The organism is Deltaproteobacteria bacterium (assembly GCA_003696105.1).
In the GTDB taxonomy this organism is placed as follows: Bacteria; Myxococcota_A; Polyangia; order Haliangiales; family J016; genus J016.
The window spans coordinates 1-14,681 of sequence record RFGE01000106.1; the positions used below are offsets into that span (position 1 = coordinate 1).

Genomic DNA, 14,681 nt, shown 5'->3' on the forward strand with positions numbered 1-14,681 from the left:
CGCGCCGAGTTTGGGGTCATCGGTGCGATAGCGCTCGAGGCGGTCGTAGATGTCGCGGTAGAAGAAGGCGGCCGACTGCCGGTGGTAGCGGTAACGGAGGCGCACGCTCACGTCCCGCGCGACGTCTTGCACGAGCCGAATCTCCGGTGTATGCGCGCGAATCTCCCACGTGTCGAAGTAGTAGCGGTAGCCCGCGATCAGCGTCGACCGGGTCGGCTCGACGAACGCGCGCGCGCTCGCGTAGATGGCGTGGCGCCAGCGTACGTTCGGGACGGCTTCGGGCGCTTGTTCGAGTGCGTCTCCCACCGATACTTGTCGATACAAGTTTTCCTGGTCGCCGCCGATCCGTGCCGCGTCGTAGGTGAGTGACGCGACGGCGACGGGAGACAGCACCTGCGACAGTGTGAGCGAACCGAGGGTCGTCGTCATCGCCCCCTTGCGCGGCTCGAACGGCGCGTCGAAATCGGTGTTGTCGTTGTCGAATCGGTCGAACCCTGCAGCCGCCGCGATCGCCAGCGTGGTGTTGCGGTCCGCGAAGTCGAACTCGCCGCGGCCGCTCACGAACACCGACCGGTAGTCCGGCTCGGTGCTGGCGCGCACGCCCGCGCCGACGCGGGCGTCGCCGAAGCGGTGCAGGTATGTGCCGCCGGCCTCGTAGCGGTACTCCGAAAACGGCTGGCCGTCGTTGCCCGCCGCCACCGACGCGGAGGTGATCACGTCCACGAGGAAGTGGGCGTCGAGTTGTCCGGCGTCGCCGACGTCGAGGCGGGCGTCGATCATCGGCTGCTGGACGCGCGTCGCCTTTTCCTTGTAGTACGCGCCGCGGATGGCGATCTCGCCGTCGGCGCGCGCGGCGGGGGCGGCGGCCGCGATCGCGACGGCTGCGACGGCCGCGGCCGCCGCGCGCGTCAGTTGCATCCGCACCCTCCGCCGGCTTCGCCGGTGCCGCCGTCGGCTCCCTCGCGCGCGCCGCGCGCATGCTGCTCGAAACGCACCTCGCCGGGGTCGCGGTCGGCGACCATCGACCGGCGCGCGAGGTACTCGCGCTGGTACGGCTTGACGCGGGCGCAGCCGCCGGCGGCCGCACCCAGCGCCACCGCCAACACGAGCGCGACACGGCGAGACATCGCCCACACGATAGCGCAATCTCGCGCGATTTCGGCGCGCGCGGCGCGGCGCATCGCCGGCGTTGGCCCCTTCTCAGCGCCCCCGTCGCCGTGATAAGCACGCGGCAGCGCGTAAGCTGCGCGCGGCTGAACCGTTTCCCATCGCCCGATTCCGTGAACGAACCCGCAGGAGAGAGACGTGCCTAACGTAGCCAAGCCCACTCGAGCGCTGTTGGCCGCGGTCGCATGCGTCGCCGTCGCGTGCGGCGGTGGCAGCAAGACCGACACCACCGTTCCCGACACGCCCGCGCCGCAGGGCCCCCTGCCTCAGGACATCGCGCACGAGTTTGCCCCGCGGGACTACCAGGGCGTGCGGTTCACGCCCGAGGCGCTCGGCTGGCCGGGCGTGCCCCGCATCAAGGTCAAGGGCAAGCCCAAGCTGGCGAAGCTGCGCGGCGCGATCGCCAGGCAGCGCAAGAAGGGCAAACTGGACACGTCCGACGTCCACACGCTCGTCAACCTGCTGGTGGATCAGGCCGCGGCGCGCCAGAAGGCCGGCGACGACGCGGGTGCGGCGCAGCTTCGCACGGAGGCGCGCGACCTGCTCGGCGAGCTCATCGCGCAAAACGGCGACAACGCGCAGGAACTGACGCTCAAGCGGTTTGCGGCGATCCAGTTCGCACTCGACGAGAAGGCCGGCGCCGACGCATTCCAGAAGGTGCTGGACAAGTTCCCCGAGAGCGGCGACGCGACCGAGTACCGGACCTGGATCGCCTACGCGCGGCTGCGCGCCTGGGACAACCCGGGGGCGGCCGCGGCCGTCGAAGGGTGGACCGCCGACGCGGTCGCGAGCCACGCCGCGTACGTACTGGCGTGGGTGCGCTTCCGCCAGCGCGACTACCCGGCGGCGACCGCGGCGATCGCCAAGGCGGCCGAGACGTGGGAGGGCAGCGGCAAGCCGGCGCTGCTGCGCGACGCCAAGCTGATCCTGGCGCGGGCCGGCGCTCCGGTGGACCAGGCGCTCGGCGTGGTGCGCACCATCTTGCCGCCCGACAAGCCGGTGTTGGTCGCGCTGCACTCGTACGAGCTGCACCAGGGCTACGTGTACGCCGGCTACTACGAGCGCGCGTCGGAGGTGCTCGACCAGATCTTCGACGGGGCGACGCCGGCCGACAAGGTGACCTTCCGGCTCAACCAGGCCGACTATCTGTTGCGGCTGGGCAAGCCGGCGGCGTCGGCCGACAAGATCCGGGAGTCGCTCGAGCTGTGCAAGGCGGCCGGCGAGGCGTGCAAGCCGGAACTCGCCAACGCGCTGGCCGAGCGCACGCTGCTGATGGCGCGCGTCTATCACAACGCGTACGCCACGTCGTTCGACGAGCGCTACCTCAAGGCGGCGAAGGTACTGTACGAGCTGTACCTGGCCATCGAGCCCGCGCGGCCCGACAAGCAGGAGGTGACCGGAAACTACGACGCGCTCAAGCAGACGGAGGCGCGCGGCGATTCGACGATGGGCAAGCATGCCAAGGACGTGATGAACGTGGTCATCACGGCGCACGGCGAGGTGATGCAGGCGTGCTACGAGGGCGTGCTCCAGTGGGAGCCGCAGCTGCGCGGCGAGGTCAAGGTGACGATCGACGTCGCACAGGACGGCTCGGTGAGCGCCGTGGCGACCGAGCCGGCGGCCGGCAAGGACGGGCTGGCGGCGGTCGCGGCGTGCCTCGTCGAGCGGATCAAGCCGTGGGCGTTCCCGGCGCGGACGGTGCCTGGGCTCACGCGCCTGGTCGTGCCGGTTCGGTATGCGCCCAAGGACGAAGCCAGCCCGCCAGATGCGGGTGACGCCGGCGCGGCCGATCGCGGCACCGGCGGCGAGACGGCCGGCGGGCAGGCCGGCGGCTCCGGCGACGCGAAGTCGGGCGGGGCGCAAGCCAACCCGTGACGCGCTTCGGCCCGGTCGGCATGCTCGACTGGGCGCGGTCGGTCCCGGCCAGCGCCGAGTGCGATCTCGCGCAGACGGCGGTGCCGCCGGTCGCGTGGCGCGACCTCGGCGTCGACGCCGAGCGGCTGGCGCGCTGCGGCGCGTCGGGCGACGAGCCACAGCGCGATCTGATCGCGCTGCTCGCCGCGCGTCACCGCGCGCCGCACGACGCGATCGCGCTCGTGTCCGGCAACACGCAGGCGGCGTTCTGCGCGCTCGCGCCCCACGTCGGACCGGGCGACGAGGTGATCGTGGAGGCGCCCACGTACCCGCCGCTCGTTGACTTGGTGCGCGCCCTCGGCGCCGACGCGATCGCGCTGCCGCGCGCAGCGTCGTCCGGCTTCGCGCCCGATCCGGACGACCTGCGCGAGCGGCTGTCACCTCGGACCGCGGCGGTCGTGCTCACCGATCTGCACAACCCGTCCGGGGTTCACCTCGACGCGGCGCGGATCGACGCGCTCCTCGACGTGGTGGAGGGACACTCCCGCGCGTTTCTGTTCGTCGACGAGGTCTATCTCGAATTCGACCCGTCGCCGCATCCGCCGACGGCATATCGTCCCGGGCGCCGCGTGGTCGTCGCGCGCAGCGTGACGAAGGCGTTCGGGCTCGGCGCGCTGCGCTGCGGATGGCTCGTCGGCGCGCCGGATGTCGTCGCGCGCTGCCGCGCGGCGCGCGACTACGTGCAGGGATACGTGTCGCCGGTGCTCGCGCTGGCGTGCGCATTTGCGCTGGCGACGGATGTGGAGCGGCGGGCGGCGGCGGCGGCACGCGTGCGCGACGGCTACGCCCGGGTCGCGCGGGGCCTCGCCGCGATCGACGGTGTTGCGCTGGTCGAGCCACATGCCGCGGCGCCCGCCGTCTGCTTCCCGCGGCTGCACGCGTCGGACGCGACCCGGATTTGCGACGAGTTGCTCGCGCGCGGGGTCGCGGTCGCGCCGGGGGCACTGTTCGGTGCGCCGGCGCACGTTCGCCTGGCCTGCGCGGCGGCGCCGGCAGCCATCGACGCCGGCATGGCGGTCCTCGCGGCTCTGCTGCGGCCGCCGGCGGCGTGATCGGCGCCGCGCGCTACGGCGGTCGGGCGCAGTCGCGGTCGAGCGTCGCGAGCAGGGCGCGGGCGGTGCGGCGCCGGTCGCTCGCACCCGGACGCACGTCCGCGCTCGCGAGGTAGGCGCGAAGTGCGTCGCGACACGCGGCCGTGTCGCCGGTGCGGTGCGCGGCGGCCGCGAGGTTCCACTGGTGCATCGCGTCGTTCGGCGCGAGCGCGACGGCGCGCGAGAGCTGCCGTATCGCAGCTGCCGGTTCCCCGCACGCGAGCAGGCACACGCCGAGGTTGGCGCGGCCGTCGGCGTCGTCCGGCCGCCGCGCGACATACCGGCGCAACAGGGGCCGCGCGCGGTCGGGCGAGCCGGCGGCCATCAGCTCGAGCGCGCGGGACAGTAGCGCGGGCGTGTCGTCCTGCGGCGGATGCCAGTGTGTCCAGTGGTCGTCGAACAGCCCGAGGAGGTCGCGGCCGAGATAGTAGTCGCGCGGCAGCGTTCCGCCGCGGGCGATGCACCGGCGGGCCGCGGCGGCGACCTGAGCGGCCACCTCGCGAACCGGCGCGCGGGCGAACGAGAGCCCGCCGGCGCGCATGGCCGCGAGCACGTCGACGTCGATGTCGCGACGCGACAGATCGGCCGCGTAGCCCGCGTCCGCGAGGGCGCCGCCGGCGTCGATCAGCAGCCACAGGCAGCGGAAGCGCGGCGGACGCGTGCCGCGTCTGCGGGCGGTCGCGATTGCCGCGCATCGTCCGTCGGCAGCGCGGGCGGTGCGCGCGACCGTGCGCACCGGCGGGCTGCGCCGCGCCGCGCCGTGGTCCGCGGGTAGCGCCGCGCGCAGCAGCCGCAGCTCGCTGCGCGTGCGATCGTCGATGTCGTCGCGAACGTACAGCTCGTCGACGAGGGCCGCGGCGCGCGCAGGCTGGTCGCCGGCAAACTCGTCGACAAAGTCGAGCAGGTCGGCGGGCGGCATCTGGTGCGTGATGAGGTCGGCGGCACGCGCGATCTCCGCCGGCGTGTCGAGGCACGCCGCCAGTCGGCGCAGGGACCGTGCGCGGTCCGCCTCGGTGGCGTCGTGCGCGGTGCCGTGGATTTCGCCGAGCAGGTCGCGCGCGCGGTCGCGCGCCGCGTTCGGCGGTTCGCGCAGCGCGGCGATCACGCGGTCGCGCGCCCCGGCGGCGGCGACGTGAGCGAGCAAGTGTGCCGCCCAGGCGGCGCGCCCGTCGTCGGCCGAAGCGAGTTCGCGGACGAGCAGCGGGATCGCTGTGGCGCCGAGCGCGGCCGCGATGCGCGCGCATGCGCGCTCCTGCCCCGGGTGCGCCGGTCGGCCCGCGCGCAGATCGTCGAAGCTGGCGCGCAGCCGCTGCAGCTTGGCCAGCGAGAACGTGACGATGCGGCGTCCCCCGGTCACGTTGAGTGACCATACAATATATGTATTGCCATCTTTCGTCAACTGCGCGAGCGGCGCGGGTCGGCGACCGCGCCGCGCCGACGCGGCAGCCGGAGGCGGCATGCGCCGCTTCGCGCGACCGATCCCCCGCAGTCGGGCGTCGACACCGACGGTCGACGCCGAATCCGCGGCCCGGGCTCGGTTTGCGACAGGTCTCGCCCGTTCGATCGACTGTCGCGTCAGAGCAGTGGGGGCGGCGGAGCGGTGACGAGCTTCATGAATTCGTCGCGCGTCTCGATGTTGAGGAACACGCCGCGCACGGCGCTCGTGACGACGCGCGAGTCGTGTGCGCGCGCTCCGCGCGCGGCCATGCACAGGTGCAGCCCCTCGACGTAGACCGCAGCGCCGTCGCTCTGCAGATTCTCGTGCATGATGCTGCACAGGTCGTGTGTCAGGTCTTCTTGCAGTACCGGCCGGCTCGCCATCAGCCGCGCGAGGCGCGACATCTTGGACACGCCGAGCACCTTCTCCGTCGGGATGTACGCCAGCGAGATCCGATAGATGACCGGCAGCAGATGGTGCGGACACACGCCGAACGCCACGTTGTTCTTGGAGATGACCATCTCCTTGTAGCGGGCGGGGAACGTCTTGGCGAGCATGTCCGCGATCTCGGTGCGCACGCGGGTCTCGTCGCCGACGAGCTCGGCGAAGCCGCGGGCCGCCCGCGCGGCCGTACCGGCGAAGTTGTCGTCGCCTTCGGTGTCGTAGCCGAGTGCGGACAGCCCCTCCAGCAGGGTGGCGAACGCCTTTTCGAACAGCGGGAGCGCGGCGGCGCGGCCGTTGACATCGGGTGTGCGGGGCATGTCTCCTGCTACCGCGCCCCGCCGCTCGCCGCAACCATCGCGCGCGCGATCTGAGCCGTCGCGGCCGACACGCCCGCGTCGCCGATGGCGTCGGGCGGACACCAGCGGAATGCGTCGTAGCGGTCCGGCGAGGGGCGCACGCGCCCGACCGGCGCGGCTGCGCGCCACACGCGGATGCGCAGCCGCCGGTGGCTGAGCAGTTGCTCGTGCGCCGCCGCGGGGGCGCTCCCGCGCAGGGCGATGCGCAGGCCGATCGCGTCGCCGATCCCGTCGGGCGTCGGCGCTTGCGGCAGCTCCCACAGCCCCGCGTACAGGCCGCGGCCCGCGCGCCGAACGAGCAGCACGCGCCGCCGCCGCACCAGCCACGCGGCCACGACGTCGATCACCGGCAACTCGCCCGCCCGGCGTCGCGGCCGCGTCACCGGCAACTCGCTCGCGCGTCCGGCCGCGCGCGCTCGGCACACGCCGGACAGCGGGCACGCGCCGCATCGCGGCGCGCGCGGCGTGCACACGGTCGCGCCGAGTTCCATGATCCCCTGGTTGAAGTCGCCGGGCGCATCCGCGGGAACGAGTCGCGCGGCGAGGTCCCACAGCCGCCGTCGCGTCGCCGCCGCCTTGATGTCGTCGTCGATCGCGAACACCCGGGCGAGCACGCGCGCCACGTTGCCGTCGACGACCGGTTCCGGCCGGCCGAACGCGATCGACGCGATCGCCCCGGCAGTGTAGGCGCCGACCCCCGGCAGCGCGCGCAGTTGGTCCGGGTCGTCGGGAACACGGCCGCCGTAGCGCGCCATCACTTCGGCGGCGCCGCGGCGCAGGTTTCGCGCGCGGCTGTAGTAGCCGAGGCCGGACCACGCCGCGAGGACATCGTCGATCGGTGCGGCGGCGAGCGCTTCGACAGTTGGAAACCGATCCAGCCAGCGGCGATAGTAGGGGATGACCGTCGCGACGCGCGTTTGTTGTAGCATCACCTCGGATACCCAGATCGCGTATGGATCCCGGGTTTCCCGCCACGGCAGCTCGCGACACGTGGCGCGAAAGTGGGCCACGATGCGCCGACCGATGTCGGCCAGGTCGACGTCGGGCTCGGCGCGCTCACCGGGGCGCACGGCGATCTTGGCGCGCTTGCGGCGGCTCACGGGCACGCGTACGGCGCGAACGCGATCGCGCCTGCGACGATCGGGATGGTCGCGCGGCCGTCGCACGCGGCACCGCCCGGCGCAGTGACCGATACGGACGTCGTGCGCGCCGCGGCGTCGACGTTGGCAAACAGGGTGTAGCCGTCGGCCAGCGGAAACGCGCCGTCGTGCGCGGCGCCGATGTCGACGATCGCGTCGTCTCGATCGGCACGAGCGATCACGATGGCCGTCGCTGGATCGTACGTGAGCGACAGCTGTTCCGCGAACAGGGTCTGCACGCGCGCCGGCGTGAGACCGCGCACGGTGATCGGTCCGCGCGCGGTCACGTCGGCGTCCGACGCGAACCACAAGTCGAGGTAATCGGCATGTTCGAACAGCAAGTCCGCGTCGGAGCCGGGCGGCAGGCACAGCTCTACGCGGCCGTTGGGCGATGTCTCGTCGACGTTCGACGGGGCGTCGACCTGGGTGACCGTGGCGAACGCGATGCCCTTGAACATGTCGAACGTGCTGTCCCAGTCGACGTAATCCACGGTGAAGTACAGGGCGCCCGGGCACGGCGTCCAGGCGTCGGGCGAACCGGCGTCCGCGGCCGCATCCGGCGCGGCCGCATCCGGCACGGCCGCGTCCGCGGCGGTGTCGCCGCCGCCACAAGCGGCCGCCGAAATGAGCGCGACGCCGGCGGCCAAGGCGATCGGGTTGCGAGTCGGCACGACTGTTGCTGGACGTGAATACATCGTGCCGCACCCCCAAAGCAATCCCGGCCCACGCACATCGTGCGCAATCGGTCGCGAGGTCCGCAAAGTTTGCGCGCCGTCGCCGGAGGAACTCGTGGCCCACGTGCGGCCGGGTCCCCGTTACACGAGCTACCCGCCGGCGACCGAGTTCCGGCCGGCGTTCACGGCGGCCGACGCCGGCGAGCAGCTCGCGCGGCTGGCCCGCAGGCCCGACCGCATCGCGTCCCTGTACCTGCACGTGCCGTACTGCGCGAGCCTGTGCTGGTATTGCGGCTGCAACGTCGTGATCTCCCGCGATCGCGGCAAGGCGACCGGCTACGTCGACCGCCTCGTGCGCGAGATCGACGCGCTCGCCACGCGCAGCGGGCGCGGGCGCCCCCTCGCGGAGCTGTCGCTCGGCGGCGGTTCGCCGAACTTCCTGCCGGCCGACGAACTCGTCCGGCTCGTCGGCGCGGTGTGCCGCGCTTTCGAGTTGACGGCCGACGCCGAACTCGGCATCGAACTCGACCCGCGCGAGACGACGGCCGAGCAGATCGACGCGCTCGCCGACTGCGGGTTCACGCGCATGAGCGTCGGCGTGCAGGACTTCGCGCCGCTGGTGCAGCGCGCCATCCACCGCGAGCAGTCGATCGAGCAGACCGCGGAGTTGATCGCGCGCGGTCGCGCCGCCGGCTTTCGCAGCGCCAACGTCGACCTCGTGTACGGCTTGCCCGGGCAGACCGAGGACAGCTTGCGCGCCACGCTCGATGCGGTCGTCCGCATGGCGCCGGACCGCATCGCCATGTTCGGCTATGCACACCTGCCTCACCTGCGCCCGCACCAGAAGCTCGTGGAGCGCGCCGCGGCGGTGCCGGGCCCCGATCACCGGGCGCGCCTGCTGGCGGTGGCGCTCGAGGCGTTCGACGCGGCCGGCTACGTGCGCGTCGGCCTCGACCACTTCGCGCGCCCCGACGATCCGCTCGTGCGCGCTGCACTCGACGGCCGGCTGCACCGCAACTTCCAGGGCTACGTGGTTCAGCGCGGAGACGTGCTGCTCGGTTGCGGCTCGTCCGCCATTACCGACACCGGGGACGCGTACTGGCAGAACCACGTCGACGTCGACGAGTGGGGGCGCGCGGTGGATGCCGGACAACTGCCGGTCGCCCGCGGCGTGGCGCTCGACGGAGACGACCAGGTGCGCCGCTACGTGATCACCCGCCTGATGTGCGACGCCGAGCTGGACATGGCGGACGTCGAGCGGCGGTTCGAGATCGACTTCGACAGGTACTTCTCGCCTGAACTCGACGCGCTGGCCGGTCGCGATCTGGCGCCGTTGGTCGAGGTCGACCGCGATGCACGGCGCATCGTAGCGACCCCGCTGGGAACTCAGCTCATCCGCAACGTGTGCATGGCGTTCGACCGCTATCTGCGCGAGCGCGCGGATCGGCCGCGGTTTTCTCCGACGTTGTAGGCGCGGCGCGCGGCGGCTGGCGGCGCGCTGCGCCGGTGGTCGGAGGCGCGTTACGCGGCCTCGTCCCGGCCGGCGGCGCGCTCGAGTTCTGCGAGGTCGACGATCCGCAGCGTCGTCCGCGTCGTGGTGATGGCCCCGCGCTGAGTGAGTTCCGCGAGCGCGCGCGACAGCGTCTCGGCCCGCATCCCCAGCAGGTCCGCCACCAGCCGGCGCGGCAGATGGCCTGCCTCGCCGCGCGGCCCCTCGTCGAGCAGCCACCCGGCCACGCGCTGGACGGCGCTGCCGCGTCGCGCCGCGGCGGCCGCGTCGCGCGTGTGCGACCGAAGCGTGATCTCGAGAGCCGTCCGCGCCGGCGTGCCCTTGGGGCCGAGCCATGCGTCGATGCCCGCGCGAGTCGCGCCGCACAACACCACGTCGGTCGTCGCCTTGGCGGTGTCGGCATAGCGGTCCGACACGAGCGTTTCGAGGCCGATGAAGCTACCCGCGAACCGGACGGCGTGGGCCTTGCCCTCGGCCGCGCCCTCGCCGACCTCGCGGTACAGCACGACCGTGCCGCGCTTGACGAACCACACGTGGCTCGCCGGCTCGCCCTGCAGGTAGAGCAGCTCGCCGCGCCGGCGTTGACGGTCCACGAACGGGCAAAACTGCCCCTGCCCGAGGCCCGAGGCCCGGCCGACGTCGCAGACCGCGCAGTTGATCGAGGACATCGACGACCGCGCCATGGGCCGACGCTTTGCGAATCGTGTGCCGGACGGCGCGCTGGGAGCCAAGTGCTCGATACGTAAGGAGCATCACTCGCGTGACGCGCGCTCATGAGTTGATCGAAATCAGGAAAACCTCGCAGAGTTTGCGCCACCATGAGGGAGACGACGTTTCGGTAGGCGCCGGGGGGAGAGGTCCGATGGCTGACGACAGGTGCGACATGCTGCTCGAGGGATTGCGCGAAGTGCGGGGCGTGGTGGTGCGACGCGGGGTGGGCGGCCCGGGCCGCAGCCGTGAGTTGCTCGGGGCGACGCGGCTGCGGTGCCAGCCCGGCGGCCGCCTCCACGATGCCGTCGAGTGCATCGCCTGTCCGCGGTTCGTCAACTTTCGTCCCGATCGCAACCGTCGCAACGTCACCATTCGCTGCCAGTGGCGGCTGGACGACGCGGTCGCCGATCTGATGACCCTCGCCAACGCGCTCGTCGCGGTGCCCCCGGACATGCCGATCGCCGAGGCGGACGGGCTCGCGCGCGACCGTGGCGTCGAGCATCTCGTCGTGCTCCGCGACGGCGAGCTGCTCGGCATCGTATGTCGCTGCCAGCTCGCCGGCGGCGCAGCGGGGCGCGTCGTCGGCGAGTGTATGGCGCGGCAAGCCTGGTCGTTGCCGGTCCGCGCGACGCTCGCGGACGCGGCCGCCGTGATGCGCGAGCGCGGCGTCGGGTGGCTCGCGGTCGTCGACGACGGCGTCCTGCTCGGAGTCGTCACGCGCGGGGATCTCGTCCGCGCGGGCGTCGATCCCGCCTTGCTCGGCGAGCTATCGTGCGCGTGTCCGGGCGACGGCAGCGCGCCGTGTGCGCCGGCGCGGTTGGGGGAGGGGGCAGTCGGAATCTGCCTGGACTGCGCCGGCGGCGCCGCGTGCCAGCCGCAGCGAGCCGCCGGCGGCGAGTGACCGGGCCGACCGCCCGTCGCCGGCCCGCGCACAGCGGCGCCGGCGCGGCGCGCGGCATCCGCGCGAGGCGCAGGTGCGCGGCGCATCTTCCGGGCATCGGACTTGACGTGCGTCAACGCGGAGGTGGCCCCGATGGCGCACGCTGCCGCCATGCCAACTGCGACCACCAGCCGCCAGTTCACCTCCGTGGCCGAGTATCTCACCTGGGACCACGACGAACTCGACGCCATGTTCGCCGACATCGTGCCGATGGTGGAGGACGCCGAGTGGGAGCGCGCCTCCGAGCACTTCGACGACTTCCGCCGCCGCCTCGAGCGCCACATTGCCATCGAGGAGGAGGTCCTGTTTCCGGTGTTCGAGCGGCGCGTCGCGCCGCACGGGCCGACCGACGTCATGCGCGAGGACCACCGGCAGATCAAGGACGCGCTCGCGACGATCGGCGGCGCCCTGCAGTCCGCCGACACGGCGGCGTTCGACCGCGGCCGCGCAACCCTGATCGACGTGCTCGCCAATCACAACCTGCGCGAGGAGCGCGTGCTGTACCCGACCGTCGAACGCGCCGCCGCCGACGAAATGCCCGCGGTGCTCGAACGCGCGCTGTCCTATTGACGGCCGCGGCGCAGCGCCTCGATTTCGGCGAACAGCGCCTCGATCTCGTCGTCGCGCGTGTAGAAGTGCGGCCCGATGCGGATGCCCGCGCCGGGCCGGTAGTCGCAGAAGAACCGGCGGCGGTTGAGTTCGCGTGCGACGTCGCCCGCGCCGGGGAAGTCGAACACGACCGAGTTGCCGCGCCGCTCCGGTTCGCGCGGCGACCGCAGCGTATACCCCGCCTCGTCGATGCGCTCGATCGCGAGGCCGGTCTGGCGCAGCGACTTTTCGCGGATGCGGTCGACGCCGATCTCGGCCACGATCTCGTGTCCGGCGCGCGCCTGGTAGAGGCAGGCGACCGCCGGCGTTCCGCCCATGTAGCGCCACGCGCTGTCGGCGTACTGCTGGTCGGGCATGGTGAAGGCAAACGGTGACTCGTGTCCGAACCAGCCCGTTACGCGCGGAGCGAACTCGCCGATCAGATCCTCGCGGACGTACAGGTACGCGGCGCCCGGGCCGCCGCACAGCCATTTGACTGAACCGCCGGTGGCGAACGACACGCCGAGATCGACGACGTCGACCGGGATCGCGCCGAGCGACTGGTAGCAGTCGAGGATGACGTGCGCACCGACTTCGTTGGCGCGCGCGGCGATCGCCTTGGCGTCCTGGATGTATGCCGACTTGAACAGCACGTGGGAGATCGGCACCACGAGCGTCTGCTGATCGATCGCCTCGCACATGCGCGCGGTGTCGACCGCGACGCCGTCCGACTCGACGATGTGGATCTCTGCGCCGCGCCGCCGCTCGGCCTGCCACACGTACGACACGGACGGGAAGTTGAGATCGGAGTAGACGATCTTGTTCTTGCCTGGCCGGTAGTCGAAGCAGGACGCGAGCACCGCCTCGACCGTGGACACGTTCTGGTTCATCACGACGGTGCCGTCCGGCGCGCCGAGCAGCCGGCCGATGCGGCGTCCCGCGCGGTCGACCTCCGGCAGCCAGTCGTCCCAGGCGGTGATCGACTTTTCCTCCCACAGCCGCAGGAACTCGGCCAGGTACTCGCCGGCCCGTCGCGGGACGCATCCCAACGAGTGGGAGATCAGGTGGGTGCAGCCCTCCAGGGCCGGGAACTCGTCGCGCCACTTGAGCAGGTCGTCGGTCACGGTGGCGCGAGTATGCACCATCGCGGGGACGGGCTGCGCGGGGTGATTTTATAATATGTTGATTTTATTAGATAAAATTGCGATTTGTTAGCACTCTCCCCGAGGGGTTGACAAAATCCGCGGCGTGCTTATGGATAGGGCGTCTGCTGTTTTCCGCAACGCCAACCGGAGAGGAATGACCATGAAGATTCGTCCCTTGGGTGACCGCATCCTGGTCAAGCGCGTCGAAGAGGAGGAAAAGAGCGCCGGCGGGATCATCATCCCGGACACGGCCAAGGAGAAGCCGATTCAGGCGAAGGTGATCGCCGTCGGCAATGGTCGGCTGGACAAAAACGGCAAGCGCCAGCCGCTCGAGGTCAAGGAGGGCGACCGGGTGCTGTTCAGCAAGTATGGCGGCACCGAGGTCAAACTCGACGGAGAAGAGCACCTCATCCTTCGCGAGGACGACGTTCTCGCCGTACTCGACTAACCGGAGGAACACACCATGGCAGCCAAGGAGATCGTATTTTCGACCGACGCCCGCGGCGAACTCGCGCGCGGGCTCAACACGCTTGCGAACGCGGTAAAGGTCACGCTCGGCCCGCGCGGCCGCAACGTGGTCATCGAAAAGAGCTGGGGCGCGCCGACGGTCACCAAGGACGGCGTCACCGTCGCCAAGGAGATCGAGCTGGAGAGCAAGCTCCAGAACATGGGCGCGCAGATGATCAAGGAGGTCGCCTCGAAGACGTCCGACGTCGCCGGTGACGGGACGACGACCGCGACCGTGCTCGCTCAGGCGATCTTCAACGAGGGCGCCAAGCTCGTTGCGGCGGGTGTCAACCCGATGGACCTCAAGCGGGGCATCGACGCGGCCGTCGACGCGGTGGTCGAGGCGCTCGGCAAGCTGTCGAAGGAGACCAAGGACCACAAAGAGATCGCGCAGGTCGGCACCATTTCGGCCAACGGCGACGAGACCATCGGCAACATGATCGCCGAGGCGATGGAGAAGGTCGGCAAGGAGGGCGTCATCACGGTCGAGGAGTCCAAGACGCTCGAGTCCGAACTCGACATCGTCGAGGGTATGCAGTTCGACCGCGGCTACCTGTCGCCGTACTTCGTCACCGACGCCGAGCGCATGGAGGCGGTCCTCACCGACGCCTACGTGCTGTGCCACGAAAAGAAGATCTCGAACATGAAGGACCTGCTGCCGGTGCTCGAGCAGGTCGCCAAGCAGGGCAAGCCGCTGCTGGTCATCGCGGAGGACGTCGACGGCGAGGCGCTCGCGACGCTGGTCGTCAACAAGCTGCGCGGCACGCTGCAGGTGTGCGCGGTCAAGGCGCCGGGCTTCGGTGACCGCCGCAAGGAGATGCTGCGCGACATCGCGGTGCTCACCGGCGGCCAGGCCATCACCGAGGATCTCGGCCTCAAGCTCGAGAACGTCACCCTCAACGACCTCGGCCAGGCCAAGCGCATCACCGTCACCAAGGACGACACCACGATCGTCGAGGGCGCCGGCAAGAAGGCCGACATCGAGGCGCGGGTCAAGCAGATCCGCACCCAGATCGAGGAGACCACGAGCGACTACGACCGCGAGAAGCTGCAGGAG

Annotated in this window: 14 protein-coding genes; 7 read left to right on the forward strand and 7 right to left on the reverse strand. The window is 71.5% G+C overall.

Features of this window, described 5'->3' with window-relative positions:
- Both D6689_07255 and D6689_07260 read right to left on the reverse strand, forming a co-directional pair.
- Nucleotides 1-918: DUF3570 domain-containing protein (locus D6689_07255; GenBank protein ID RMH42728.1), on the reverse strand; the 918-nt coding region annotated here is incomplete at its 3' end.
- Entirely contained in the window at nt 909-1,127 is a 219-nt protein-coding gene (locus tag D6689_07260; GenBank protein ID RMH42739.1) for a DUF4266 domain-containing protein, read from the reverse strand. The genes D6689_07260 and D6689_07255, both read right to left, overlap by 10 nt.
- Before the next feature lie 211 nt (nt 1,128-1,338).
- Here D6689_07260 and D6689_07265 point away from each other — a divergent pair, with 211 nt between their 5' ends.
- Entirely contained in the window at nt 1,339-3,042 is a 1,704-nt protein-coding gene (locus D6689_07265; GenBank protein RMH42729.1) for a hypothetical protein, read from the forward strand.
- Nucleotides 3,039-4,133 (forward strand): aminotransferase class I/II-fold pyridoxal phosphate-dependent enzyme, encoded by a 1,095-nt coding sequence (locus D6689_07270; protein RMH42730.1) that lies wholly within the window; start codon nt 3,039-3,041, stop codon nt 4,131-4,133. The genes D6689_07265 and D6689_07270 overlap by 4 nt, the downstream gene beginning before the upstream one ends.
- A 13-nt stretch (nt 4,134-4,146) precedes the next feature.
- Here D6689_07270 and D6689_07275 read toward each other — a convergent pair whose 3' ends face one another.
- From D6689_07275 to mutY, 3 genes are all read right to left on the reverse strand, one after another.
- Nucleotides 4,147-5,529, reverse strand: a complete 1,383-nt coding sequence (locus D6689_07275; GenBank protein ID RMH42731.1) for a hypothetical protein — start codon at nt 5,527-5,529, stop codon at nt 4,147-4,149.
- Between the two features lie 218 nt (nt 5,530-5,747).
- Complete coding sequence (locus D6689_07280) at nt 5,748-6,371, reverse strand: hypothetical protein (protein ID RMH42732.1); 624 nt, start codon at nt 6,369-6,371, stop codon at nt 5,748-5,750.
- Between the two features lie 8 nt (nt 6,372-6,379).
- Nucleotides 6,380-8,431, reverse strand: coding sequence for an A/G-specific adenine glycosylase (gene mutY, locus D6689_07285; GenBank protein RMH42740.1), 2,052 nt, complete (start codon nt 8,429-8,431; stop codon nt 6,380-6,382).
- On the opposite strand from mutY, the gene hemN reads away from it, so the two are divergent.
- Nucleotides 8,042-9,694: an oxygen-independent coproporphyrinogen III oxidase gene (gene hemN / locus D6689_07290; protein ID RMH42733.1), complete on the forward strand. Its 1,653-nt coding sequence runs from the start codon at nt 8,042-8,044 to the stop codon at nt 9,692-9,694. The two genes, mutY and hemN, sit on opposite strands and share 390 nt — an antisense overlap.
- Nucleotides 9,695-9,744: 50 nt before the next feature.
- On the opposite strand, the gene D6689_07295 is transcribed toward hemN, so the two are convergent.
- Entirely contained in the window at nt 9,745-10,416 is a 672-nt protein-coding gene (locus tag D6689_07295) for a Crp/Fnr family transcriptional regulator (protein RMH42734.1), read from the reverse strand.
- 179 nt (nt 10,417-10,595) lie between these two features.
- Here D6689_07295 and D6689_07300 point away from each other — a divergent pair, with 179 nt between their 5' ends.
- Together D6689_07300 and D6689_07305 are read left to right on the forward strand one after the other, a co-directional pair.
- Nucleotides 10,596-11,345 carry a CBS domain-containing protein gene (locus D6689_07300; GenBank protein ID RMH42735.1) on the forward strand — a complete coding sequence of 250 codons (750 nt, stop codon included), beginning with the start codon at nt 10,596-10,598 and terminating at the stop codon, nt 11,343-11,345.
- A 102-nt stretch (nt 11,346-11,447) separates the two neighbouring features.
- Nucleotides 11,448-11,954, forward strand: coding sequence for a hemerythrin domain-containing protein (locus D6689_07305; protein RMH42736.1), 507 nt, complete (start codon nt 11,448-11,450; stop codon nt 11,952-11,954).
- Here the strand turns inward: D6689_07305 and D6689_07310 are convergent.
- A complete protein-coding gene (locus D6689_07310) occupies nt 11,948-13,117 on the reverse strand; it encodes an aminotransferase class V-fold PLP-dependent enzyme (GenBank protein ID RMH42737.1) in 1,170 nt (389 codons plus the stop codon). The genes D6689_07305 and D6689_07310 overlap by 7 nt on opposite strands.
- 160 nt (nt 13,118-13,277) lie before the next feature.
- Between D6689_07310 and D6689_07315 the strand changes: the two genes are divergently transcribed.
- Both D6689_07315 and groL read left to right on the forward strand, forming a co-directional pair.
- Nucleotides 13,278-13,565, forward strand: coding sequence for a co-chaperone GroES (locus D6689_07315; GenBank protein ID RMH42741.1), 288 nt, complete (start codon nt 13,278-13,280; stop codon nt 13,563-13,565).
- 15 nt (nt 13,566-13,580) lie between these two features.
- The coding region (groL, locus tag D6689_07320) for a chaperonin GroEL (GenBank protein ID RMH42738.1) at nt 13,581-14,681 on the forward strand (1,101 nt) is incomplete at its 3' end.

Bases quoted from the DNA above. Each gene is read 5' to 3' on its own strand.
- D6689_07260 (RMH42739.1), bottom strand. From the start codon at position 1,127: ATGTCTCGCCGTGTCGCGCTCGTGTTGGCGGTGGCGCTGGGTGCGGCC.
- D6689_07280 (RMH42732.1), bottom strand. From the start codon at position 6,371: ATGCCCCGCACACCCGATGTCAACGGCCGCGCCGCCGCGCTCCCGCTG.
- D6689_07295 (RMH42734.1), bottom strand. From the start codon at position 10,416: ATGGCGCGGTCGTCGATGTCCTCGATCAACTGCGCGGTCTGCGACGTC.
- D6689_07300 (RMH42735.1), top strand. From the start codon at position 10,596: ATGGCTGACGACAGGTGCGACATGCTGCTCGAGGGATTGCGCGAAGTG.
- D6689_07310 (RMH42737.1), bottom strand. From the start codon at position 13,117: ATGGTGCATACTCGCGCCACCGTGACCGACGACCTGCTCAAGTGGCGC.
- D6689_07315 (RMH42741.1), top strand. From the start codon at position 13,278: ATGAAGATTCGTCCCTTGGGTGACCGCATCCTGGTCAAGCGCGTCGAA.